Below are 18,151 nucleotides of genomic sequence, written 5' to 3'. Positions count from 1 at the left end.
CGCCCCCTTTCCATGACCGACTATTCCTCACTGCTCACACGCCCAAAGCCGAGCGCATATACCACATTGCGTCCTGCCTTCTTCGCCTGATAAAGTGCTTCGTCAGCATTCTTGAATAGCTGGAGCTCATTATCCTGCTCCGGATCGAAGGCAGCTACGCCGACACTGATCGTGACATTGTGGTGAAACGGCATTTTCGCCTCCTCCACCCTGCGGCGAATACGCTCCCCGACTCTGCCCGCAACTGCGAGCGGCGCCCCCTGAAGAATAATGAAGAACTCATCCCCACCCCAGCGGCAGCCCGCATCTGAGCCACGGATCGTGTGGGAGATTGCATCCGACACCGTAAGAAGTACCTTGTCCCCCATATCATGTCCATAGGTATCGTTGACGCCCTTGAAGTAGTCGATGTCCATAAGGATGACCGAGAGTGGTGTCTTTTGCGTCTGTGAGACTGACACCGCCTCCTTCAGGAGGCGCTCCATCTCGCGGCGGTTCAGCAGATTCGTCAGCGTGTCGCGAATGGCAAGCTGCGTGAGCTGCTGATTCACCGTATGCAGCTCCTCCTCCGAAACACGGATGAAGTGCGACATGAATGCAAGCATTTTCCGATCGTAGGACAGCGGTGCCACGCGCTTTGGCTCCAGCTTTGCGGCCTTGACGTAATTGGATTTCTCCTTCATGCCTACGAGCAGGACATTCAAATTTGCCGGAACAATGCGTCGCCCAACGCGCCGAACCTCCCCGAATACAAATACAGTCGACGAGGGGAGCCCAGCGCAGGGGGACATTTCCGTCACGACATCTTCGCCAAGCAGGAGATAGTGCCCGATGCACGCCACACCGAAAATTGCCTGCGGTGAGAACGCAGACATATCACGTGCGTTTTCCGCCGCCTTCGTGAGAATGCCGTAGGGGTCGCCGTAAGCAAGGCGAAACTTCGTCCCCGCCTGCATGGGCAGGCCGAAGGTGAGTGCTCCCGATCCCTCCTCTATCTTAAGAGGGACACGCGCGGAGACCGAGCCATCCTCCTCCTCGAAGCAGAGCGGGAAGAGTGCCGCATCCGAACTGAAGTCGCCATTCCCCTTGATGCCAAAATAGCGCTCATAGATACGCAGCGGTATGCCGCCGTCCAACTCCTTGACCGTGCAGCCGTCTACACGTGTCGCAACAATCTCACGGCCGAGTTCATTCCAACCGAAGTTGCGTACTGCATGCGCATCCAGCGTCTCGCCGTGGAACACAATGGCGGCCATTCCAAGCCGCAGCTCCGCATCGTCCGCAATCAGATAGCCGTGCACTCCCATAGGCGGCGAATCAACAAAGGCTCCAAACACCGCGATGCGTTCGTCCATCGCAGTGCCCTCCTCAAGCAGTGCACCGAGCTGATCCATAAGGCCGACCACAAGGATTTCGACTGCCTTGGTATGCGGACGTGTGCCGATAAAGCGGGCAATACTCTCCTTTGCCTCTGATATCGGCGTATTTCCTTTGACCGTGACAAATTCCACCCGCGATGACTCAAACGCCGTAAAGGTCAGCATGGCCCCTTCCGTATCAAGGCACAGATCCGCCATCTTGAGGGCACAGGTATGCGCCAGGATCCGCGCATGCGGGAACAGCTCCCGCACAGCATTCACCATGCTCCCTGCCTTCTCAGCCGGCATATCACAGGGGGCGGCAATCGTAATGAGCAGAGACTCCACATGCGGAATCCGATCCAGTTTTTCCTTTGCCTGTTCCGCCTTGCGCTGCGCATCGGCAGTCCCGGAAACAATATAGGTCAGCTGCTGCATGATGCACTCCTTGTTGAACGTCGGGCCGTTCCGCTTTTTCACCGCGGATATTGTCCATCCTCCATATTTCCCATAAATAAAGGGCAGATGTCCCCTATTTATATGTTTCTTGCCTCACTTCGCATAATCGACAACGCGCGTCTCACGGATCACCGTTGCCTTGATCTGCCCCGGATACTCGAGATCGCCCTCGATCTTCTTTACAATATCATGAACGAGAACTGCCGCTCCCGCATCATCCACCTTGTCCGGCTTTACCATCACGCGGATCTCACGCCCCGCCTGAATGGCAAAGCAGCGCTCTACGCCGTCAAATGACTCCGCGATCTCCTCGAGCGCCTTCAGTCGCTTGATATAGGACTCAAGGCTCTCTCGCCGTGCGCCGGGACGTGCTGCAGAGACAGCATCCGCCGCCGCGACGAGCACGGCCTCCACCGTTGTCGCCTCCTCATCACCGTGATGTGAAGCAATGATATTGATGACCTCCTTCGACTCACGGTACTTGCGTGCGAGTTCGGCGCCCACTGTGACATGCGGACCCTCGATCTCATGGCTGACTGCCTTGCCGATGTCGTGGAGGAGGCCGCCGCGCTTGGCGAGCATGACATCGCAGTCCAGCTCCGCCGCCATCAGCCCCGCGAGATGCGCGACCTCGATGGAGTGCGCCAGCACGTTCTGTCCGTAGCTCGTGCGATAGCGCATCCGCCCCAACAGACGCACCAGCTCGGGATGGATGCCGTGCACGCCCGTCTCGAACGTCGCCTGCTCCCCTGCTTCCTTGATGCGCTGGTCGACCTCACGGCGCGCCTTCTCGATCATCTCTTCGATGCGTGCGGGATGGATACGACCGTCCTGAATCAGCTTTTCGAGCGCAATACGCGCCACCTCACGGCGTACGGGATCAAAGCCCGAAAGAATGACCGCCTCGGGCGTATCGTCGATGATGAGGTCTATGCCCGTCAGCGTCTCCAATGTGCGGATGTTGCGCCCCTCGCGCCCGATGATGCGCCCCTTCATCTCATCGTTCGGCAGAGCAACGACCGAGACCGTCGTCTCCGCTACGTGATCGGCAGCACAGCGCTGGATGGCGACGCTCAGGATCTCACGTGCTGCCTTGTCCGCCTCGTCCTTCGTCTGCTGGACATATTCCTTGATCTTGCGTGCCTTTTCATGCTTCAGTTCTTCCTCTGCCTCTGCCATGAGCACGGTGCGTGCCTCCTCGGAGGAGAGCCCAGAGATGCGCTCGAGCTCCTGCCGCTGACTCTCATAGAGCGCGCTGACCTCTGCCTGCGTCTTGTCGATGCGTGCTTCCTTACGTGCGAGACCTTCCTCCTTTTTCTCGATGGATTCCAGCTTGCGGTCGAGATTCTCCTCCTTCTGGATCGTACGACGCTCCATGCGCTGCAGTTCACTGCGGCGTTCCTTCGTGTCACGCTCAAAGTCCTGCCGCTGCCGCTGGATCTCCTCCTTGGCCTCGAGCAGTGCTTCCTTCCGCTTCGTCTCCGCCGCCTTCCCGGCCTCGTCGACAATGCGTTTTGCTTCACTTTCGGCTGATCCTATCTGTGCCTCTGCCGCACGCCTGCGTGCCGTATAGCCGGCTGCAGCGCCAACGCCAATGGCGATAATTATCATGAGTATTTCCGTAAAGATAACGGCCACCTCCTCGTTCATAAATAAGCGCATATTCTTATATATTCTAATGTTTTTTGTGGATGGTGTCAAGAATAGCGCCCCCTCTGCACACGCAGGAGAAAAAAGTCCTACTCTCCTAAAACCTGCTCTGCGCTTACAGCGACACGCTTCTTTCCCTCTGTACTGGACAGAAATATTTTCATCCGATATAATATGTTCATCGGTTCATATGTTAGGAGGAATTATGAATAAGAAAAAATTGATGCGAAGTGGTGTCGCACTTGCTCTCTCCATCTCCATGGCGGGTGGCATTACCCTCAGTACCCCAGCCGTGGCCGAGGCAAGCACGGGCAACATCATCGGTGCGATCGTCGGCGGTATTGCAGCGTCCGCTGAGATGAACAAGGAGATTAAGTACTACAACACAACTGAGGAAGGTCGTCAGGCGCTGAACAATCAGCTGCGCGAAAAGTACGGGGTCAATGACGACTACGCGCTCAACAATCAGCTCGACCGCATCTTCACCAATCTGACGGCGGCGATCGGTTCACAGGACGCGACCATCTATGACCGTCCGTACCTCTATTTCATCAACAACGAGAACAGCTTCAACGCATTCTGTACGCTCGGACATAATATGAGCGTCAATACGGGGCTTTACAACTACCTCAATAACGAGGATGAGATCGCCGTCGTCCTCGCCCATGAGATGGGGCACGGGCAGAAGGATCACCCTGCAAGGGGCATGAAGCGTTCGCTCGGGCCTGCGATTCTTGCGAGTGCGACGGGTACGGTGCTCGGTGCAATCGCCGCCAATATATGGAGCGGACAGGGACTCACCAAGCCGATGGAGTGGGAGGCAGATAACCTCGCCTTTGACTACATCTCGCACTCTCCGTACAACCCAGGAGCAACGGCAGCGGTATGGCAGCGTGTCATCGATATGGACGGCAACAACTCCGCCAATGTCGTCTCCATCATGTCCGGTGCCGCCGATCATCCGTCGAATGCCTCGCGCCGTGACAACTACGCCAAGAAGCTGACTGAGATGAGCGGCGGCAAGGTCACAGTGAACAACGGCACCGTCTATATCAACAAAAAGGAGTTCGTGACCCCCGCCCCTGCCAACGGTATGACCTCGGCGGAGCGCGCCTACTTCGTTATGGGCAACCTCGCGGCAGCCTATAAGAATGGGCACGCCGCTGCGGATGCGTACGCAGACGGCTCCACGGTCATGCTCGGCGCACAGCCCATCATCACAGCGGTGGAGGGTGACCGCAGTGCGGCAGACATGGCAGATCAGCTGAATAAGATCAAATAAGAGAATCACAAAAAACGAGGATTGCCGATGTGGCAATCCTCGTTTTTCTTTGCTATCGCTGCGGAAAGCGGCGCAGAGCACGTGGCTTCCCCAAGATCTCCGCCATCACGACCGCCTGCTGCATCGTCTGCGGCGTCCACTGCGGCAGCCCCTTTATCGCAGGAGATGCTGCAGCGGACAGTACCTCAGCGCGCCGTTCCTGTGCGGCGCGCTGCTTCCCTGCCTGTCGGTGCGCCGCCTCTGCCTTCTCGGCAGCTCTGCGCTCCGCCTCCCACTTTTGGCGCAGTGCACGCTCTGCCTCCGCCGGATCAACTGTCCCGATCTCGATGCGGCTGGGGATGCCGCGCATCGGGGGGATCTCGAACGCACCGCCCTTTGTCGCTCCGCGTTTATGACGGGGAATCTCCTGCGGCACGGTCGGCGGCGGAACTTTTTTCTTTCCGCGCACACGGTCATCGAGCACGCTGATCGCGATCAGGATGCCGACTACGACGAGAAATTCCATGGTGCATTCCTCACTTTACGGGGACAGACGGATGCTTGTCATCCTGCTTCCCCGATGCGCTGATCGCATGGCGCATATCCGTATCCGACTGGATGTTGTTCAGCTGATAATAGTCCATGACACCGAGCTTGCCCTCGCGCAGCGCCTGTGCCATAGCGTGCGGCACCTCTGCCTGCGCCTCGACCACCTTGGCCTCCATCTCCTGCGTGTACGCCTTCATCTCCTGCTCACGAGCAACTGCCATCGCGCGGCGTTCCTCCGCCTTTGCCTGTGCGATGCGCTTATCCGCCTCCGCCTGATCGGTCTGCAGCTCTGCACCGATGTTCCGCCCGACATCGACATCGGCAATATCAATGGAAAGAATCTCAAATGCCGTTCCTGCGTCGAGGCCTTTGCCAAGCACAGTCTTCGAGATGTCGTCCGGATTGGCAAGCACGTCATTGTGACTCTGCGAGGAGCCGACCGTCGTCACGATGCCTTCGCCAACACGTGCAATGATCGTCGGTTCCCCTGCACCGCCAACGAGGCGATCGATGTTCGCACGCACCGTAACGCGCGCCTTGATTTTCAGCTCGATGCCGTTCGCTGCCACAGCGGAGACAATCGGCGTCTCGATGACCTTTGGATTGACACTCATCTGCACCGCGTCGAGCACATCGCGCCCCGCGAGGTCAATTGCCGCTGCGCGCTCGAATGGGAGGGCGATCTGCGCGCGATGCGACGCGATCAGCGCATCCACCACCTTGTCCACATTACCGCCTGCGAGATAGTGTGCCTCGAGCTGGTTGACGCTCACATCCAGCCCTGCCTTATTCGCCTTGATGAGCGGCAGAACAATGCGGCTCGGCGGAACGCGGCGCAGGCGCATCCCAACCAGCGAGACAATGCCGACCGAGACATTTGCCGAGATCGCCGAGACCCACAGCCCGAGCGGAACAAAATGCAGAAAGATCGAAACCGCCAGGATAACGATGACAACGAGGAATGCTCCTCCGAATAGTGTACCCATGAAAACCTCCTAGATGTATGTTCATCCATCCGAAATATTATGCCTCACGCACTACCACACGGCTGCCGCTCACAGACAGGACGACAACGCGCGTCCCCTTTTCAATAAATGCGCCCTCCGAGACGACATCAACAGGGCGGCCGTCAATCTGTACCGTTCCCGCAGGCCGCAGCTCCGTGAGCACCTTGCCCATCTTCCCAATGAGATCAACTGCCCCAACGGCACTGACATAGCCCTCCTCCGTGCGCGAGCTATTGTGAAGGACCAGCTTGTTCCACAGCCGGCTCGATGGCAGACGGGCAACGACGAGCAGGAATACCGCCACAGAGATGGCAAGCGCGATGCCGAGCGCAGCGAGTGCGCCGATGTCGCCGCCGAGCGCGAGCACTATGCTGTAGAGCATCGCTGCAACGCCCAGCCCCGCGAGCAGTCCGACCGTTGGCAGCAAGATCTCCACAATGATCATCAGCACACCGACAAGAAACACCGCGATGTGATAGAACTCCACCAGACCGCGCGTATACTGGCTGCCCCAGAACACCGCCGCCGCGACAATCCCGAGCAGGACACCGACGCCCAGCCCGCCCGTCTTGATCTCTACCATAATGGATAGAAACATCACGGCGAGCAGCAGCACCTGCAGCACGCCACGATCTACGATAACATCCATACCTGCCCTCCTTCGACAGATGCCGCATACGCCATCCGTCCGATCACGCTGCAAAAGAAAAACCGCCCCTACGTCCCAAACGTGAGCGGTGTATTTCATAGCCATGTGAAGAAGCAGCCGCCAGAGAGGGGTCCTCCTTTTCTGTCTTTATGATAACAGATTCACACAGCGTTCGCAAGATGTTTGTATAGATTCTGTCAATAGCAGCAAGACCATGTACCAACTTTTCATCCAAATCGTTGCTGCTTGCACTTTCCGAAAAGCATTTGTATAATGCCTGAAGAGAACCACTAAAGGCAAAGGCGGCTAACTTCTTCACCTCTCCAACTCTATAAGCGGGAGGTGGTGCACTATGGGTTATTACGAGTTCATTTTAATCATTGTTCTCGTCACTGGCTACATCGTTGCCATAAAAAAGAAATAACCGCCCTACTTTGACACGGTAAGCGGTTATTCCGTTATTCTGTGAAGGAGTAGCCGCCCTACGGTGGTTCTCCTTTTTTTGTACCTCTATCATAGCAGACACAGCGCATTTTTTCAAGATATCCCAACACGGATTCTGTAAAACGTTGATGCTCTTATAGAGCGTTGCTAGCTGCACTTTCCCGCCATCGTTTGTATAATGCCAAAAGAGAGACACAACAAGTAGGGCGTCTATTCTCTTCACCTCTCCAACTCTATAAGTGGGAGGTGGTGCAATATGGGTTATTACGAGTTTATCTTAGTGATTGTACTCGTCACTAGCTTGATCGTTGCTATAAAAAAGAGATAACCGCCCTGTCCTTCAAAACGTGAGCGGTTAATCCGTAATTCGTGAAGAGGTGACGCCTTGCGGTGTCTCTCTTTTTGTATCTTTATCTTAGCAGATTTGTCCTCTGTTTTCAAGTCACCTCAACGCTGATTCTGAAAAACGGCATCGCTCAATCCTACACGTACGCTTACCCATAATAAAAAGAGTACTCAGCATCACATACTGAATACTCCAGCAATGTTCAAAAGAATGGTCGGAACGACAAGATTTGAACTTGCGGCCTCTTCCACCCCAAGGAAGCGCTCTACCAAGCTGAGCTACGTCCCGAACAGTGGCTATTATACCGACCTTTTCGCATCTTGTCAAGGAATCGCCGATAAAAATGAAGTCCGTCAAGTGTCGGATTTGTTTCTTTCTCAATCCTTTTGCGTCATCTGCTTCATCAGGCGAAGCGCACCGATCTCGACACCGGTCTCACGCGCAACCTGTTCGATGGTGCGTCCGGCGCGCAGGAGGGCGCGTGCCTTGCCCATGGACTCATCTTCCTGCGCGGCGGGCTGCATCTCTTCCTCCGGCATACCGTCCTCTTCCCGTGGTGCGGGAACCGGCGCCTGCTGCGGCACAGGTGGCGGAGGCGCAACGGGACGTGCCTGTGGCTGTACCTGCATCGCAGGTTGCATGGTTTGCTGCGGATGCGGTGCAGCGGGCATCGCTGCGGGAGCGGTACTGCGCATCTGTTCGCGCAGGATGGACTGATGCAGGACGGCAGCAAAGGCATCGCCGTCCGTGCGCTGCGCCTCCGTCAGCTGAACCGAAGGCGGCATCGGAGGAACAGTGCCCGCGCGTGATGCGGTATAGGCCGCAGGGGGCACGGTTCCGCCGAGGTCGCGAAGACGGCGTTCGAGTTCTTCGATACGTTGCTGGAGTGCCCACTCGAGGCGCTGTGCATCCGCCACACGCGTTTCCAGCTGCGTGCACCGCTGATCTGCCTCACGCAGGAGTCCTTCGAGTTTTGTCACGTGGGTGCCTAGGCGCTTGATGATGGTGTCCGCCGACTGTCGGAGCTCTTTTTTTAGTTTCTCGATGGATTCTGCCAGTTCCTCATCATCTTCCTCGCTGCGCTGGCGGCGATGGATGATGTAGCGCACGATGAGGAGCAGTACAGCTCCCAGTATGATGAGTGCGCCTAGGATTTCGGTGATGGAAATAATAACAGGCCGCCTCCCTACAAGCTAATATCAAGATGCACACCACGATTGGGGTCAGCAGCAAGCCGCTGAAGGAGTTCTGCACCATGATCCTCCCGCTGCTCTCGTCCGCCCTGTCCCCTTCCACGCTGTCCCTGACGGCGTTCTCGTTCCGGATCGTCCTTGACACGCGCGTCGTCACTCGCCTTTTCCTTCGCACGCACCTGCTGACGTGCGAGCTCCGCATCCTGTTTCTGGCGCAGGGATTCAAAGGTCTGCTGAACATTGACCTGGTTCTGCATATTGCTTTGAACATTCCCCGCCTCATTGGACTGCGGGATCATCATCTGCATGCTGATTGGCGTGACGTTCATGGTGCTGTCTCCTTTTCTACAGAATGCCTGTGACGACTTCCCCTTCAAGAACCTGCAGCTTAGCATGGCGCAGTTCGCTGTCCACGGTCTTTTTCACCCCACTGATGATGATGTTGACCCCCGGGAAAATGGTATCCGACGCCTCGACGGAGCCGTTTTTCATCTGCTCCAACTCCTCGCGCATCTCCTCCAGCTCCTCCTTCATCCGCTTGATCTTGGTCGCCAGCGGGAATTGCACATGGGTCAGTTCGGCAAGCTGCTCTCGACGGCGTTCCGACAGACTCATGAGCGGTTGTTTTTTCAGTGTCTCAAGGGCAAGCCGCACTTGGGTCAGCTGTTTATCCGCCGCCTGATATTCTTTCAGCAGGTTGTCATATTTGTGCTTGAGATTCGGATCGATGCCGACATTGATGTTGGTCTGCACATAGAAGTTATTCCCAAGGATTTTTGCGCGTATGGACTCCCCTGCCCCAACGGAGCCGCCCGTAATAAATCCGCGCTGCCCCTCAACAGTGACATGGTGCCCTGCGCGCATCACCGAGTGAAGCACGACATCATTGACGAAGATATCGCGCTCTGCTGTGATGTTCGCATTCTCAACGAAGGCAATGCTCACATCCTCGCGCGCATGGATCTTCCCTACGTTCATGCCGCGGATGCCGCCGTGTACGATGACGTTGCGCCCCTCGACCTCCGCACCGCCGATCATGCCCTTGATCTCAACATCGCCCGCTGCCTTGACGGAGAAGCCGCTCTCGACGTCACCGCGTATCTCCACACTGCCGGCAAAGTCAATATTGCCCGTGCCCACATCGACACTGCTGTCGATGACAAGATGTGGATCGACACTGACCTTCTTCCCGTCATCGACGATCTGCCCATCGATGACGGCGACCAGCTCGTCGTTGTTGACCACCTTGGTATTCTTTCCCTGTGGAAGATTGATCGGCTTTCCGGGTCTCGACGCAACCTCCTCGCCGAATACATTCTTCCCCGGGATGCCCTGTGTCTCCGGGATACGGACGACAAGGACATCACCGATTGCCGCCCGAAGAAAGATGTTCATGTCCTTGTAGTCGACGCGGTCAAAGGCTCGCTCTGCGGGACGCCCCTTGACGCCCATGTCGAATTTCTTTTCGAGCCGTGCATCTTCGCCTGCGACGGGTGCTGTCCCGCGCGCCGCCATAAAGGGAGTGAGACGCGCAACGCCGCGCCCAATCGCTGCGCAGTCAATGCCGTAGACGACCTTCTTCTCCTTCAGCGCATCCAATACATCCGCGACGGACGGCGGCAGATTTCCCTTCTTATCGTCGAAGCGTACCGCTGCCGACATCGCATCGTTCGGAATCTCGATGGTAAAGGGGATGGTGAGGTTATCCTCCCCATCCTCAGCGGCAGCGTTAAGTTTTTCCTCAACCCCCTCCGCCGCACGCACGAGATGCGCGAGCTGGAGGACATCGTAGTCCGTAACGCCCGCCGCCTCGATCTTCTCACGCAAAGCGGACAGGTCAACGACGTCCGCATCCGGCTCCTCCGGATAAACGGTAAGGTAGGCGCCATCCTCACGCAGGGCAAGCTGAAAGCCCTCTTTTCTTCCCCCAACGATACGTTCCATAAGTCCCACTCCAGATCCTTCATAATTGCGCTTCGATTACAACGATTTTCGTCGGGGCGATGCGCAGGTTAACCAACATCATTCATCCGTGCCAGAGAGCCCCGCATACGGAAGATTGCCTTCGTATGCAGCTGGGAAATGCGCGCCTCCGACAGGTGGAGAACAGCCGCAATCTCCTTTAGTGTCATTTCGTCATAATAGTAGAGCGCCACGACCGTCCGCTCCTTCTCGGGGAGTTTTTCAATCGCAGCAGCAAGCGTTTCCTTGATCTCCGTCCACTCTGCATGCTCCACAGGACCATCCTCGAGGGATGCCTGAGCATCGGTGCGGAGATACTCCTCAAGGGGGATCACGGTTGCTGCACTGACCTGGCTCTCAAGACGATGTAATTCCTCTATGCTGAGATCCATTTCCTCCGCCAGCTCCTGATCTGTCGCCGTACGCCCAAGAGTCCCTTCCAGATGAGCTACAGCTTTTTCATAGCGCTTGATGTTCTGACGTACGCTGACGGGAATCCAGTCCTTTGCACGCAGGTGGTCAAGGATCGCGCCGCGTACGCGTACGCCCGCATAGGTCTCAAATTTATTGCCGCGTGTGAGCTCGTATCGCTCGATCGCATCGAGCAGGCCAAAGAACCCACTGCTCAGAAGATCCTCCCGATCGACGTGCTGTGGCAGGCTGATAGCGATGCGTCCGGCAACCAGGCGTACGAGAGGGAGATAGTATTCAGCAATACGGTTTCGCACCTCAATGGTCTTTTCCGTCTCATACGCCTTCCACAGAGCCTCGATATCCTCTTCTATCGGCTCCGCCATCTGCATCATCTCCTCTCCGCGCATCCGTCAGTTTTACGCCGGTGCCGCTGCCGTGCGTTCCTCATCCGCCGACGTCTCATCCACCGGCGGCTCATGCGCCTCATCCGGCGACGTCATGTGCGTCAGCGTCTCCGCCGACAGCGGACGGAAATCCTTGGGCTCAGCAAAGGCAATTGCATCCTCTGCGCCGTCGTCCTCTGCGTCAAAGTCGATGTCATCGGCATCATAAACGATCTTCTTCATATCTTCCATGCGCTCGTCCGGCATCTTGTCGTACGCTGTCCAACCTTTTGCCTCGAGAATGAAGGTGACAAGATAGGTAAATGCACCGGCACAGACGAACGCGATGAGGCTGCGCAGAAATGCTGTGCCAATACGCGCATCGGTAAAGAGCCCCGTCAAAAAAACGACGAGAGCAGCGATCACCGAAAATGCGAGCGCCATCCCCACTTTGAACAAGAAATCACCTTCCCCCTAGATGGTTTTATCCCCTTTGCTGACGGTCTTGACGGTATACGTACCGTCATTCAAGTCGATGGATACGGTGCGTCCATAGTTGAGCCCCGTATCCTCGGCGATGAGGCGGATGCCATGTGCCGCCAGAAGATCCTTTGCCGCCTGTGCATTTCGCTCGCCGACGCGCATGACGCTCGTCGAGTTGGAGAACGCAAACATCTGCGCTCCACCCGCGATCTTTGCAACGAGACGGGACTTTACCCCCCCAAGTTTCAGAACGTCCGCCAGCATGAGCGGAAATCCCGTATCGATGAACTTCGCCGGTGTATCGGAGGGGCGTGCCTGCTTACTGTCCGGCAGCATATAGTGGAGCAGGCCGCCCACTTTTTCCTTAGGGTCATATAGTGAAAGGCCGATGCAGGAACCCAGTCCATAGCTGATGAGTGTGGCGGGAGCCGCACCGACCTTGTAGTCGGCCATGCCGACTTTGATCAAATTCGGCATATCATACAACTCCTACCGCATTCATAATGCTGCTCAGTGAGCCCGGATCGGGGACAAGGAAAAAATGTCCCTTGATGCTGCGGTCATCCGCGACAAAATTCGTCTCTATGAGGAGTGCGTGATCCCCCATCTCTCCGAGCTGAACCAGAACAACATTGAGAATCGCCCCTGCCATGTCCACGGCAAGTGCCGGCACGGACGGGAGCATGCTGATCCCCGTAAAGCTATAGAACGCATTGAGGTATGAGCCAGCAAGGATGTTGCCGACCTCCATCAATGCGGATTCATCCATCGGGCTGAGCTCTGTCGTCGTTGTTCCGACCTCACGCCCGCACATCGTATCCGCGAGAGCAAACGCGCTGTCACGCGGAATGAGAAAAAGGATGTTGCTCGGTGCTTTTCCGTAAACGCGCAGGAAAATACCGACGACCACGAGTTCCGGTCCGCCGACAAATTCCGGTACATCTTCAATTGGAACCAGTGCCACCTGCGGCACATTCATCTCGATGCGATGCTGGATCAGACGGGAAAGTGCCGTCGCGGAATTACCCGCGCCGACATTTCCGATCTCCTGCAGCACATCGAGCTGCATATCCGACAGAGCTGTCAGGTCTTCCCCTTCTACAGTCATCGACTCAATCCTTTTCTCATGCGGTGCAATTCCTCAAGGATTCACTGCACACTCCTGTGTTATTTTGCCTCCTTGAGGCCGACGATCTCCTCCAGATTGAGCAGAATGATCAGTCGTCCTCTGATATTTCCGATGCTGCTGATAAACTTGCTGCTCACACGCGCATTGGTCGCCTTCTTTGTATCGACAGGTGCGTTCTCGATGCTCAGTACCTCCGTCACTGCATCGACAAGCATGCCAACGTGCACGTCCTCGACCGATACCGTAACGATACGCGTACGGTCGGTATACGGCGTCTCTGCGAGACCAAGGCGCTGCTTGAGATCAATGACCGGAAGAACAGCACCACGCAGGTTGATGACCCCCTTGATGAAGTCCGCCGAATAGGGGACACGGGTGATATCGGTGAGATTGCGGATCTCCTGCACGTTCAGAATGCTGACACCATATTCTTCATCACACAGGTTGAATGCCACGTACTGGTTGTTCTGCGGCGCGCCGCCCTGATTCATATCCTCTGCCATCTTCTTTTCCCTCCCCTGCTCACTGCTGAATCATGGTTGCGACATCGAGAATGAGTGCAACTCTGCCGTCGCCAAGCACTGTTGCTCCGCCGAAGAGCTTGAGTCCGGCGAAGAGGTTCCCCAGTGTCTTGATAACGATTTCCTGCTGACCGATGAGGTTGTCCACCACGATGCCTGCCTTCGCCTCGCCGGCATGGACAACGACGACAAAGAGCTCCTCGGAGTCCTTCACATGCGGGACCTGCAGCGCCTCCTCCATGCGGACAATCGGGATGATCTCACCGCGCAGGACGATGACCTCCTTGTTCTGGATGGTCTGGATATCCGTCGGCTCGATGTTGACCGTGCTGTCGATGGAGGTGAGCGGAATGGCGTACATCTCTTCCTGTACGCGGACAAGCATCGCCTGGATGATCGCGAGCGTCAGCGGGAGCTTGATCTTAAAGATGGATCCCTCGTCGATATGCGTCTCTACATCGACGTGCCCGGAGAGTGCCTCGATCTTGCTGCGCACAACGTCCATGCCGACGCCGCGACCCGAGATATCGGTGATCTGCTCCGCCGTGGAGAATCCTGGCAGGAAGATGAGGCGGACGGCATCTGCATCATCGAGGCGGTCTGCCTCATCCTGCGTGATCATGCCCTTTTCGACCGCTTTGCGGCGAATCTTATCGGCGTCAATGCCCGCACCGTCATCCGTAATCATGATGACGACGTTATTGCCTTCGTGACGCGCAATCAGCCCGACCTCACCGACGCGCGGCTTGCCCTTTGCCTCACGCGCATCAGGGCTCTCAACGCCATGGTCGAGGGAGTTGCGCAGAAGATGCATGATCGGATCGCCGATCTCGTCGATAACGGTACGATCAAGCTCCGTCTCTTCGCCCTCGATGGTGAGGTTGATCTCCTTTCCCAGTTCCTTCGATACGTCGCGCACCATGCGCGGGAAGCGGTTGAACACGGCACTGACTGGAACCATGCGGACCTTCATGACGATGTTCTGCAGATCACCCGTCACACGATCCATCTGTTCGAGTGTCTCCATGAGGTCACTCATGCGATGGGTCTGTCCGATCTGTTCAAGACGTACCTTGTTGATAACCAGCTCGCCCATGAGGTTCATCAGAGTATCAAGTTTTTCAATATCGACACGAACGCTCTGACTCTGATGCGGCTTCTTCGCCGCGGGCGCAGATTTCGCGCCTGCCTTCTTCGTTGGAGCTGCCGGCTTCTTCGCCGCAGGTGCGGCTGCCGGTGCAGTCTGCGCGGGAGCTGGCTCAATCTGCTTGCCAAGTGCATCGGGATCGAGTTCCTCTACACCGATATCCTCGATCTCTGAGACCGTATCAACGGCGTTCTTCACCGCCTCCGTGTCAGCACTTGTGGCAATCACCACGTCGAAGCTGCGCTCAAATTTCTCCTGCTCGAGATCCTCCGCCGGGGGAACGCTCTTGATGACATCACCAATCTCATCCAATGCATGCATGACCATGACAGAACGCGCTGCCTTGAGCACACAGCTCTCCATCAGTGTAACCTTGACATGGAAGACGTTCATCCCAGCGTCCTTCGCCTTTTTCATGACATCGAGGTCAATGTCATCAATGCCGAGATCGCTCCCCGCTCCGCCAGATGCATCACCCGCCGCAGGGGCAGTCGAAGCTCCCCCTGCAGCAGGAGCTGCAGCCGGAGGAGGCGTTCCCTTGGAGATAGAGCTGAGCTTAGCGACGAGGTCGGAGACATCGACGACATCCTCCGCCTCACCGTTGCCGACGCTATCCACCATCTGCTCCAGTGAGTCAAGACACTTGAAGAGCGTGTCCATGATGTCCTCGTTGAGCTTCAGCTCTTCCTTGCGGACAAGGTCAAGGACGTCTTCCATCTCATGCGTCAGCTCCGCGATCTTCGCGAAGCCCATCGTCGCAGACATGCCCTTCAGAGTGTGAGCGTTGCGGAAGATGTCGTTGACGACACTGATCTCCTCCATGTTCTCTTCGAGACGCAAAAGGCCTTCGTTCAGGGACTGCAGATGCTCATGCGACTCATCCAGGAACATATCCATATACTGGTTATCCATTGATATTCCCCCTACTTCCTATCTTCTCACAGCCGCCTGAATCGCTCCCGCGATCTTGGGCAATGGGCATATCTCATCGGCCAGCCCCGCATCGACCACAGATTTTGGCATTCCGTAGACGACACAGGTCGCTTCATCCTGCGCAATGCAGTAGCCGCCATTTTGCTTGATCCGGCGCATCCCTTCCCTGCCGTCGCAGCCCATCCCCGTAAGGATGACGGCGATGACATCGTTTCCTAGATGCGCCACAGAGTCGTACATGACATTCACCGCAGGACGGTGATTTCCAACGGGCGGCTCATCGCTGAGTGCGATACGCCGCCCCCCCGCCTCCTGCCGAACGCGCAGCTGCCGGTTCCCCGGCGCGATATAGACGCAGCCGGGCCGCAACACATCGCCGTCACATGCCTCCCGAACCTCAACACGGGCAACTCCGTTCAGGCGCTCCGCCAGCGCTCCCGTGAATCCGGCCGGCATGTGCTGAACGACGACAACAGGACAGGGGAAATGTTCCGGCAGCCCCGTAATGACCGTCTGCAGTGCCTGTGGCCCGCCTGTCGATGAGCCGATGGCGACAATTCGACGGTTCTGTGGGGCTCCGCGGACATGGGTTTCATAATGATGTAAATCAGTCATTCCTCACGCGCTCCACTTGAGCACGCTGCACTTGGAAGAGATAGCGGACAATCTTATCCCTCATGCTGCGTGACACTGCCAGAAACTGGATGCCGATGTGATAGATCGGCGTATCGTCCTCACGCTCCACGCGCGTTACGCGCATCACCTTCGACATCATCTCGATCGTCCCAATGCCAGGAATATCGTTGATATCGAGTGCTACGCCGGTATCGACGGGCAGACGCCGCGGCCAAACAAACGAGAGTCCGCTGCCGCTGAGATCGACAATCGGCACGTTCGTCGGCGCATCAATCGTCCCCTCGGCGTCGATGTGGCGGATCGTCGCCGTAAGATTTACCTTGGTACGGAACAGCCCACGCTTCTGGAAGCGCTCGACAAACTCAGGGATGGAAATGCGCAGCGTCGGAATGCGCCCGTCATGACGCCCATGCCCGCGATGTACGCTAAAGAAGCGATAGTGACAGCCATCGCCCCCTGCAAGTACATACAAATTCTCGCCGACACGGGGGATGATCGGAACGAGCCGCTCATCCACGGGCATCGCGACGACGAGATCATCCCCGACAATGTCCTCCACGCGGCTGGCATAACCGGAAGTCCCCTCCTCGGTATTTTCAAAGAATATTTCCAATCGCTGTCCGATGGATAAAATACTCCTTGCCTCTACCAATTCGCCCGCCATCTAAAATTTCCTCCTTGGCTAAGCTGAAAAGTTAAAAATTTGTTGCAAAAAACCTTTCCAGCCTCTTTTTACTTTCATTTCTTCCCCGGTGATAATCGCCTCTGCCAGCGCATCAATGCAGCGCGCGGCCGCAGATGCGGGTGCCGCCTTGATGAGCGGCTGCTGGCGCCGTACTGCCCTCGTCACGGAGGCGTCCTCAAAGACATAGCCGAGGCAGTCTACGGGCATGTGCAAGAACTTCTCTGCGGCCCGTTGGAGTTTCAGTGCAACCTCACGGCTCTCCTTCGGCTCGTAGACGCGGTTGATGACAAGGCGGAGATTCTTCTGTGCGGCGTAGATGCTGTATGCTTTCATAACAGCGTACGCATCCGTCAGGGAGGTCGGCTCCGGCGTCGTCACGAGGAGCACCTCGTCCGCCGCGAGGATAAAGTCCATCACGTTGCGCCCCAGTCCCGCGCCTGTGTCAACGAGGATCACATCGGCACGCGCGGCACAGTCGGCGAGCTTCTGCTGCAGGAGCAGCTTCTCCGCACGATCATATTCCAGAGCCTTCTCAATGCCCGAGCCGCCCGAGATGTACTGAACACCATGCGGCGACTCAACGATCACATCGTCCAGTTTGATCTCCGGCCGCAGGAGATCGAGCAGATGGCGCCGCGACGAGGTGCCGAGCATCACGTCGACATTCGCCATACCGAGATCGGCGTCGATGACGAGCACGCGATACCCCTTATCGCGCATTGCAATCGCCAGATTGACGGCGATGTTGGTCTTTCCGACACCGCCCTTCCCGCTGGTGATCGCAACGACGCGTACATCTGCCCATGCCTTCGCCTGAGCAGACGAGAGCATCGGCCGTTCCGGCACTGTCTGCTGCGCAGGGGGAGGCGGCTGCGCCTCCGTGGGGGCAGGCTCTCCCTCGGCACCGACCATCTGTCGCAGCCGCGTTGCCTGATCTGTCAT

The 18,151-nt window shown here is 56.9% G+C and carries 19 protein-coding genes and 1 tRNA gene; 1 reads left to right on the top strand and 19 read right to left on the bottom strand.

The genetic code is table 11. The annotated features are described in order from the left end of the window. Window positions 1–20 precede the first annotated feature (20 nt). Both HMPREF9166_RS10370 and rny read right to left on the bottom strand, forming a co-directional pair. Window positions 21–1,796, bottom strand: a complete 1,776-nt coding sequence (locus tag HMPREF9166_RS10370; RefSeq protein ID WP_039981739.1) for a diguanylate cyclase — start codon at window positions 1,794–1,796, stop codon at window positions 21–23. Window positions 1,797–1,910: 114 nt separating this feature from the next. After that, window positions 1,911–3,467 (bottom strand): ribonuclease Y, encoded by a 1,557-nt coding sequence (rny, locus tag HMPREF9166_RS10365; RefSeq protein WP_175279239.1) that lies wholly within the window; start codon window positions 3,465–3,467, stop codon window positions 1,911–1,913. A gap of 205 nt (window positions 3,468–3,672) precedes the next feature. Between rny and HMPREF9166_RS10360 the strand changes: the two genes are divergently transcribed. Beyond that, window positions 3,673–4,749, top strand: a complete 1,077-nt coding sequence (locus HMPREF9166_RS10360) for a M48 family metalloprotease (protein WP_039981378.1) — start codon at window positions 3,673–3,675, stop codon at window positions 4,747–4,749. A 52-nt stretch (window positions 4,750–4,801) separates the two neighbouring features. On the opposite strand, the gene HMPREF9166_RS10355 is transcribed toward HMPREF9166_RS10360, so the two are convergent. The 17 genes from HMPREF9166_RS10355 to HMPREF9166_RS10275 form a co-directional block, all read right to left on the bottom strand. Then, window positions 4,802–5,254 (bottom strand): hypothetical protein, encoded by a 453-nt coding sequence (locus HMPREF9166_RS10355; RefSeq protein ID WP_009753962.1) that lies wholly within the window; start codon window positions 5,252–5,254, stop codon window positions 4,802–4,804. Window positions 5,255–5,264: 10 nt separating this feature from the next. Continuing rightward, window positions 5,265–6,263, bottom strand: a complete 999-nt coding sequence (gene floA / locus HMPREF9166_RS10350; RefSeq protein ID WP_009753961.1) for a flotillin-like protein FloA — start codon at window positions 6,261–6,263, stop codon at window positions 5,265–5,267. Window positions 6,264–6,300: 37 nt separating this feature from the next. Beyond that, window positions 6,301–6,933: an NfeD family protein gene (locus HMPREF9166_RS10345; protein ID WP_009753960.1), complete on the bottom strand. Its 633-nt coding sequence runs from the start codon at window positions 6,931–6,933 to the stop codon at window positions 6,301–6,303. A 43-nt stretch (window positions 6,934–6,976) separates the two neighbouring features. Continuing rightward, complete coding sequence (locus tag HMPREF9166_RS12630) at window positions 6,977–7,252, bottom strand: hypothetical protein (protein ID WP_138774477.1); 276 nt, start codon at window positions 7,250–7,252, stop codon at window positions 6,977–6,979. Between the two features lie 682 nt (window positions 7,253–7,934). After that, window positions 7,935–8,011 (bottom strand) — tRNA-Pro (locus tag HMPREF9166_RS10335). Window positions 8,012–8,100: 89 nt separating this feature from the next. After that, a complete protein-coding gene (locus HMPREF9166_RS10330; protein ID WP_009753958.1) occupies window positions 8,101–8,832 on the bottom strand; it encodes a hypothetical protein in 732 nt (243 codons plus the stop codon). A 77-nt stretch (window positions 8,833–8,909) separates the two neighbouring features. Beyond that, entirely contained in the window at window positions 8,910–9,245 is a 336-nt protein-coding gene (locus HMPREF9166_RS10325) for a hypothetical protein (protein ID WP_009753957.1), read from the bottom strand. A gap of 16 nt (window positions 9,246–9,261) precedes the next feature. Beyond that, window positions 9,262–10,860 (bottom strand): DUF342 domain-containing protein, encoded by a 1,599-nt coding sequence (locus HMPREF9166_RS10320; RefSeq protein WP_009753956.1) that lies wholly within the window; start codon window positions 10,858–10,860, stop codon window positions 9,262–9,264. Window positions 10,861–10,928: 68 nt separating this feature from the next. After that, a complete protein-coding gene (locus HMPREF9166_RS10315; RefSeq protein ID WP_175279238.1) occupies window positions 10,929–11,684 on the bottom strand; it encodes a FliA/WhiG family RNA polymerase sigma factor in 756 nt (251 codons plus the stop codon). A 24-nt stretch (window positions 11,685–11,708) separates the two neighbouring features. Then, a complete protein-coding gene (locus tag HMPREF9166_RS10310) occupies window positions 11,709–12,134 on the bottom strand; it encodes a hypothetical protein (RefSeq protein WP_039981375.1) in 426 nt (141 codons plus the stop codon). 15 nt (window positions 12,135–12,149) lie between these two features. Beyond that, complete coding sequence (locus HMPREF9166_RS10305) at window positions 12,150–12,635, bottom strand: chemotaxis protein CheD (RefSeq protein ID WP_009753953.1); 486 nt, start codon at window positions 12,633–12,635, stop codon at window positions 12,150–12,152. 1 nt (window position 12,636) lies between these two features. Next, the gene (locus HMPREF9166_RS10300; protein WP_009753952.1) at window positions 12,637–13,266 is read right to left on the bottom strand and encodes a chemotaxis protein CheC; all 630 of its coding nucleotides are present in this window, start codon (window positions 13,264–13,266) and stop codon (window positions 12,637–12,639) included. Window positions 13,267–13,325: 59 nt separating this feature from the next. After that, a complete protein-coding gene (locus HMPREF9166_RS10295; protein ID WP_009753951.1) occupies window positions 13,326–13,790 on the bottom strand; it encodes a chemotaxis protein CheW in 465 nt (154 codons plus the stop codon). 19 nt (window positions 13,791–13,809) lie between these two features. Further along, on the bottom strand, window positions 13,810–15,867 hold the full coding sequence (locus HMPREF9166_RS10290; RefSeq protein WP_009753950.1) for a chemotaxis protein CheA: 2,058 nt from the start codon (window positions 15,865–15,867) through the stop codon (window positions 13,810–13,812). 18 nt (window positions 15,868–15,885) lie between these two features. Then, window positions 15,886–16,503 (bottom strand): CheB methylesterase domain-containing protein, encoded by a 618-nt coding sequence (locus tag HMPREF9166_RS10285; protein WP_009753949.1) that lies wholly within the window; start codon window positions 16,501–16,503, stop codon window positions 15,886–15,888. Then, a complete protein-coding gene (locus HMPREF9166_RS10280; RefSeq protein WP_009753948.1) occupies window positions 16,496–17,188 on the bottom strand; it encodes a flagellar brake protein in 693 nt (230 codons plus the stop codon). The genes HMPREF9166_RS10285 and HMPREF9166_RS10280 overlap by 8 nt, the downstream gene beginning before the upstream one ends. A gap of 18 nt (window positions 17,189–17,206) precedes the next feature. Further along, on the bottom strand, window positions 17,207–18,151 hold the full coding sequence (locus HMPREF9166_RS10275; protein WP_009753947.1) for a MinD/ParA family protein: 945 nt from the start codon (window positions 18,149–18,151) through the stop codon (window positions 17,207–17,209).

The sequence above is a fragment of the Selenomonas sp. oral taxon 149 str. 67H29BP genome, from assembly GCF_000146365.1.
In the GTDB taxonomy this organism is placed as follows: Bacteria; Bacillota; Negativicutes; order Selenomonadales; family Selenomonadaceae; genus Centipeda; species Centipeda felix.
This window is presented reverse-complemented; position numbering and strand designations above follow the sequence as displayed.

Coding starts and splice junctions, on each gene's coding strand:
- HMPREF9166_RS10370 (WP_039981739.1), bottom strand. CDS start 1,796: ATGCAGCAGCTGACCTATATTGTTTCCGGGACTGCCGATGCGCAGCGC.
- rny (WP_175279239.1), bottom strand. CDS start 3,467: ATGAACGAGGAGGTGGCCGTTATCTTTACGGAAATACTCATGATAATT.
- HMPREF9166_RS10360 (WP_039981378.1), top strand. CDS start 3,673: ATGAATAAGAAAAAATTGATGCGAAGTGGTGTCGCACTTGCTCTCTCC.
- HMPREF9166_RS10355 (WP_009753962.1), bottom strand. CDS start 5,254: ATGGAATTTCTCGTCGTAGTCGGCATCCTGATCGCGATCAGCGTGCTC.
- floA (WP_009753961.1), bottom strand. CDS start 6,263: ATGGGTACACTATTCGGAGGAGCATTCCTCGTTGTCATCGTTATCCTG.
- HMPREF9166_RS10345 (WP_009753960.1), bottom strand. CDS start 6,933: ATGGATGTTATCGTAGATCGTGGCGTGCTGCAGGTGCTGCTGCTCGCC.
- HMPREF9166_RS10325 (WP_009753957.1), bottom strand. CDS start 9,245: ATGAACGTCACGCCAATCAGCATGCAGATGATGATCCCGCAGTCCAAT.
- HMPREF9166_RS10320 (WP_009753956.1), bottom strand. CDS start 10,860: ATGGAACGTATCGTTGGGGGAAGAAAAGAGGGCTTTCAGCTTGCCCTG.
- HMPREF9166_RS10315 (WP_175279238.1), bottom strand. CDS start 11,684: ATGATGCAGATGGCGGAGCCGATAGAAGAGGATATCGAGGCTCTGTGG.
- HMPREF9166_RS10305 (WP_009753953.1), bottom strand. CDS start 12,635: ATGCCGAATTTGATCAAAGTCGGCATGGCCGACTACAAGGTCGGTGCG.
- HMPREF9166_RS10300 (WP_009753952.1), bottom strand. CDS start 13,266: ATGACTGTAGAAGGGGAAGACCTGACAGCTCTGTCGGATATGCAGCTC.
- HMPREF9166_RS10295 (WP_009753951.1), bottom strand. CDS start 13,790: ATGGCAGAGGATATGAATCAGGGCGGCGCGCCGCAGAACAACCAGTAC.
- HMPREF9166_RS10290 (WP_009753950.1), bottom strand. CDS start 15,867: ATGGATAACCAGTATATGGATATGTTCCTGGATGAGTCGCATGAGCAT.
- HMPREF9166_RS10285 (WP_009753949.1), bottom strand. CDS start 16,503: ATGACTGATTTACATCATTATGAAACCCATGTCCGCGGAGCCCCACAG.
- HMPREF9166_RS10280 (WP_009753948.1), bottom strand. CDS start 17,188: ATGGCGGGCGAATTGGTAGAGGCAAGGAGTATTTTATCCATCGGACAG.
- HMPREF9166_RS10275 (WP_009753947.1), bottom strand. CDS start 18,151: ATGACAGATCAGGCAACGCGGCTGCGACAGATGGTCGGTGCCGAGGGA.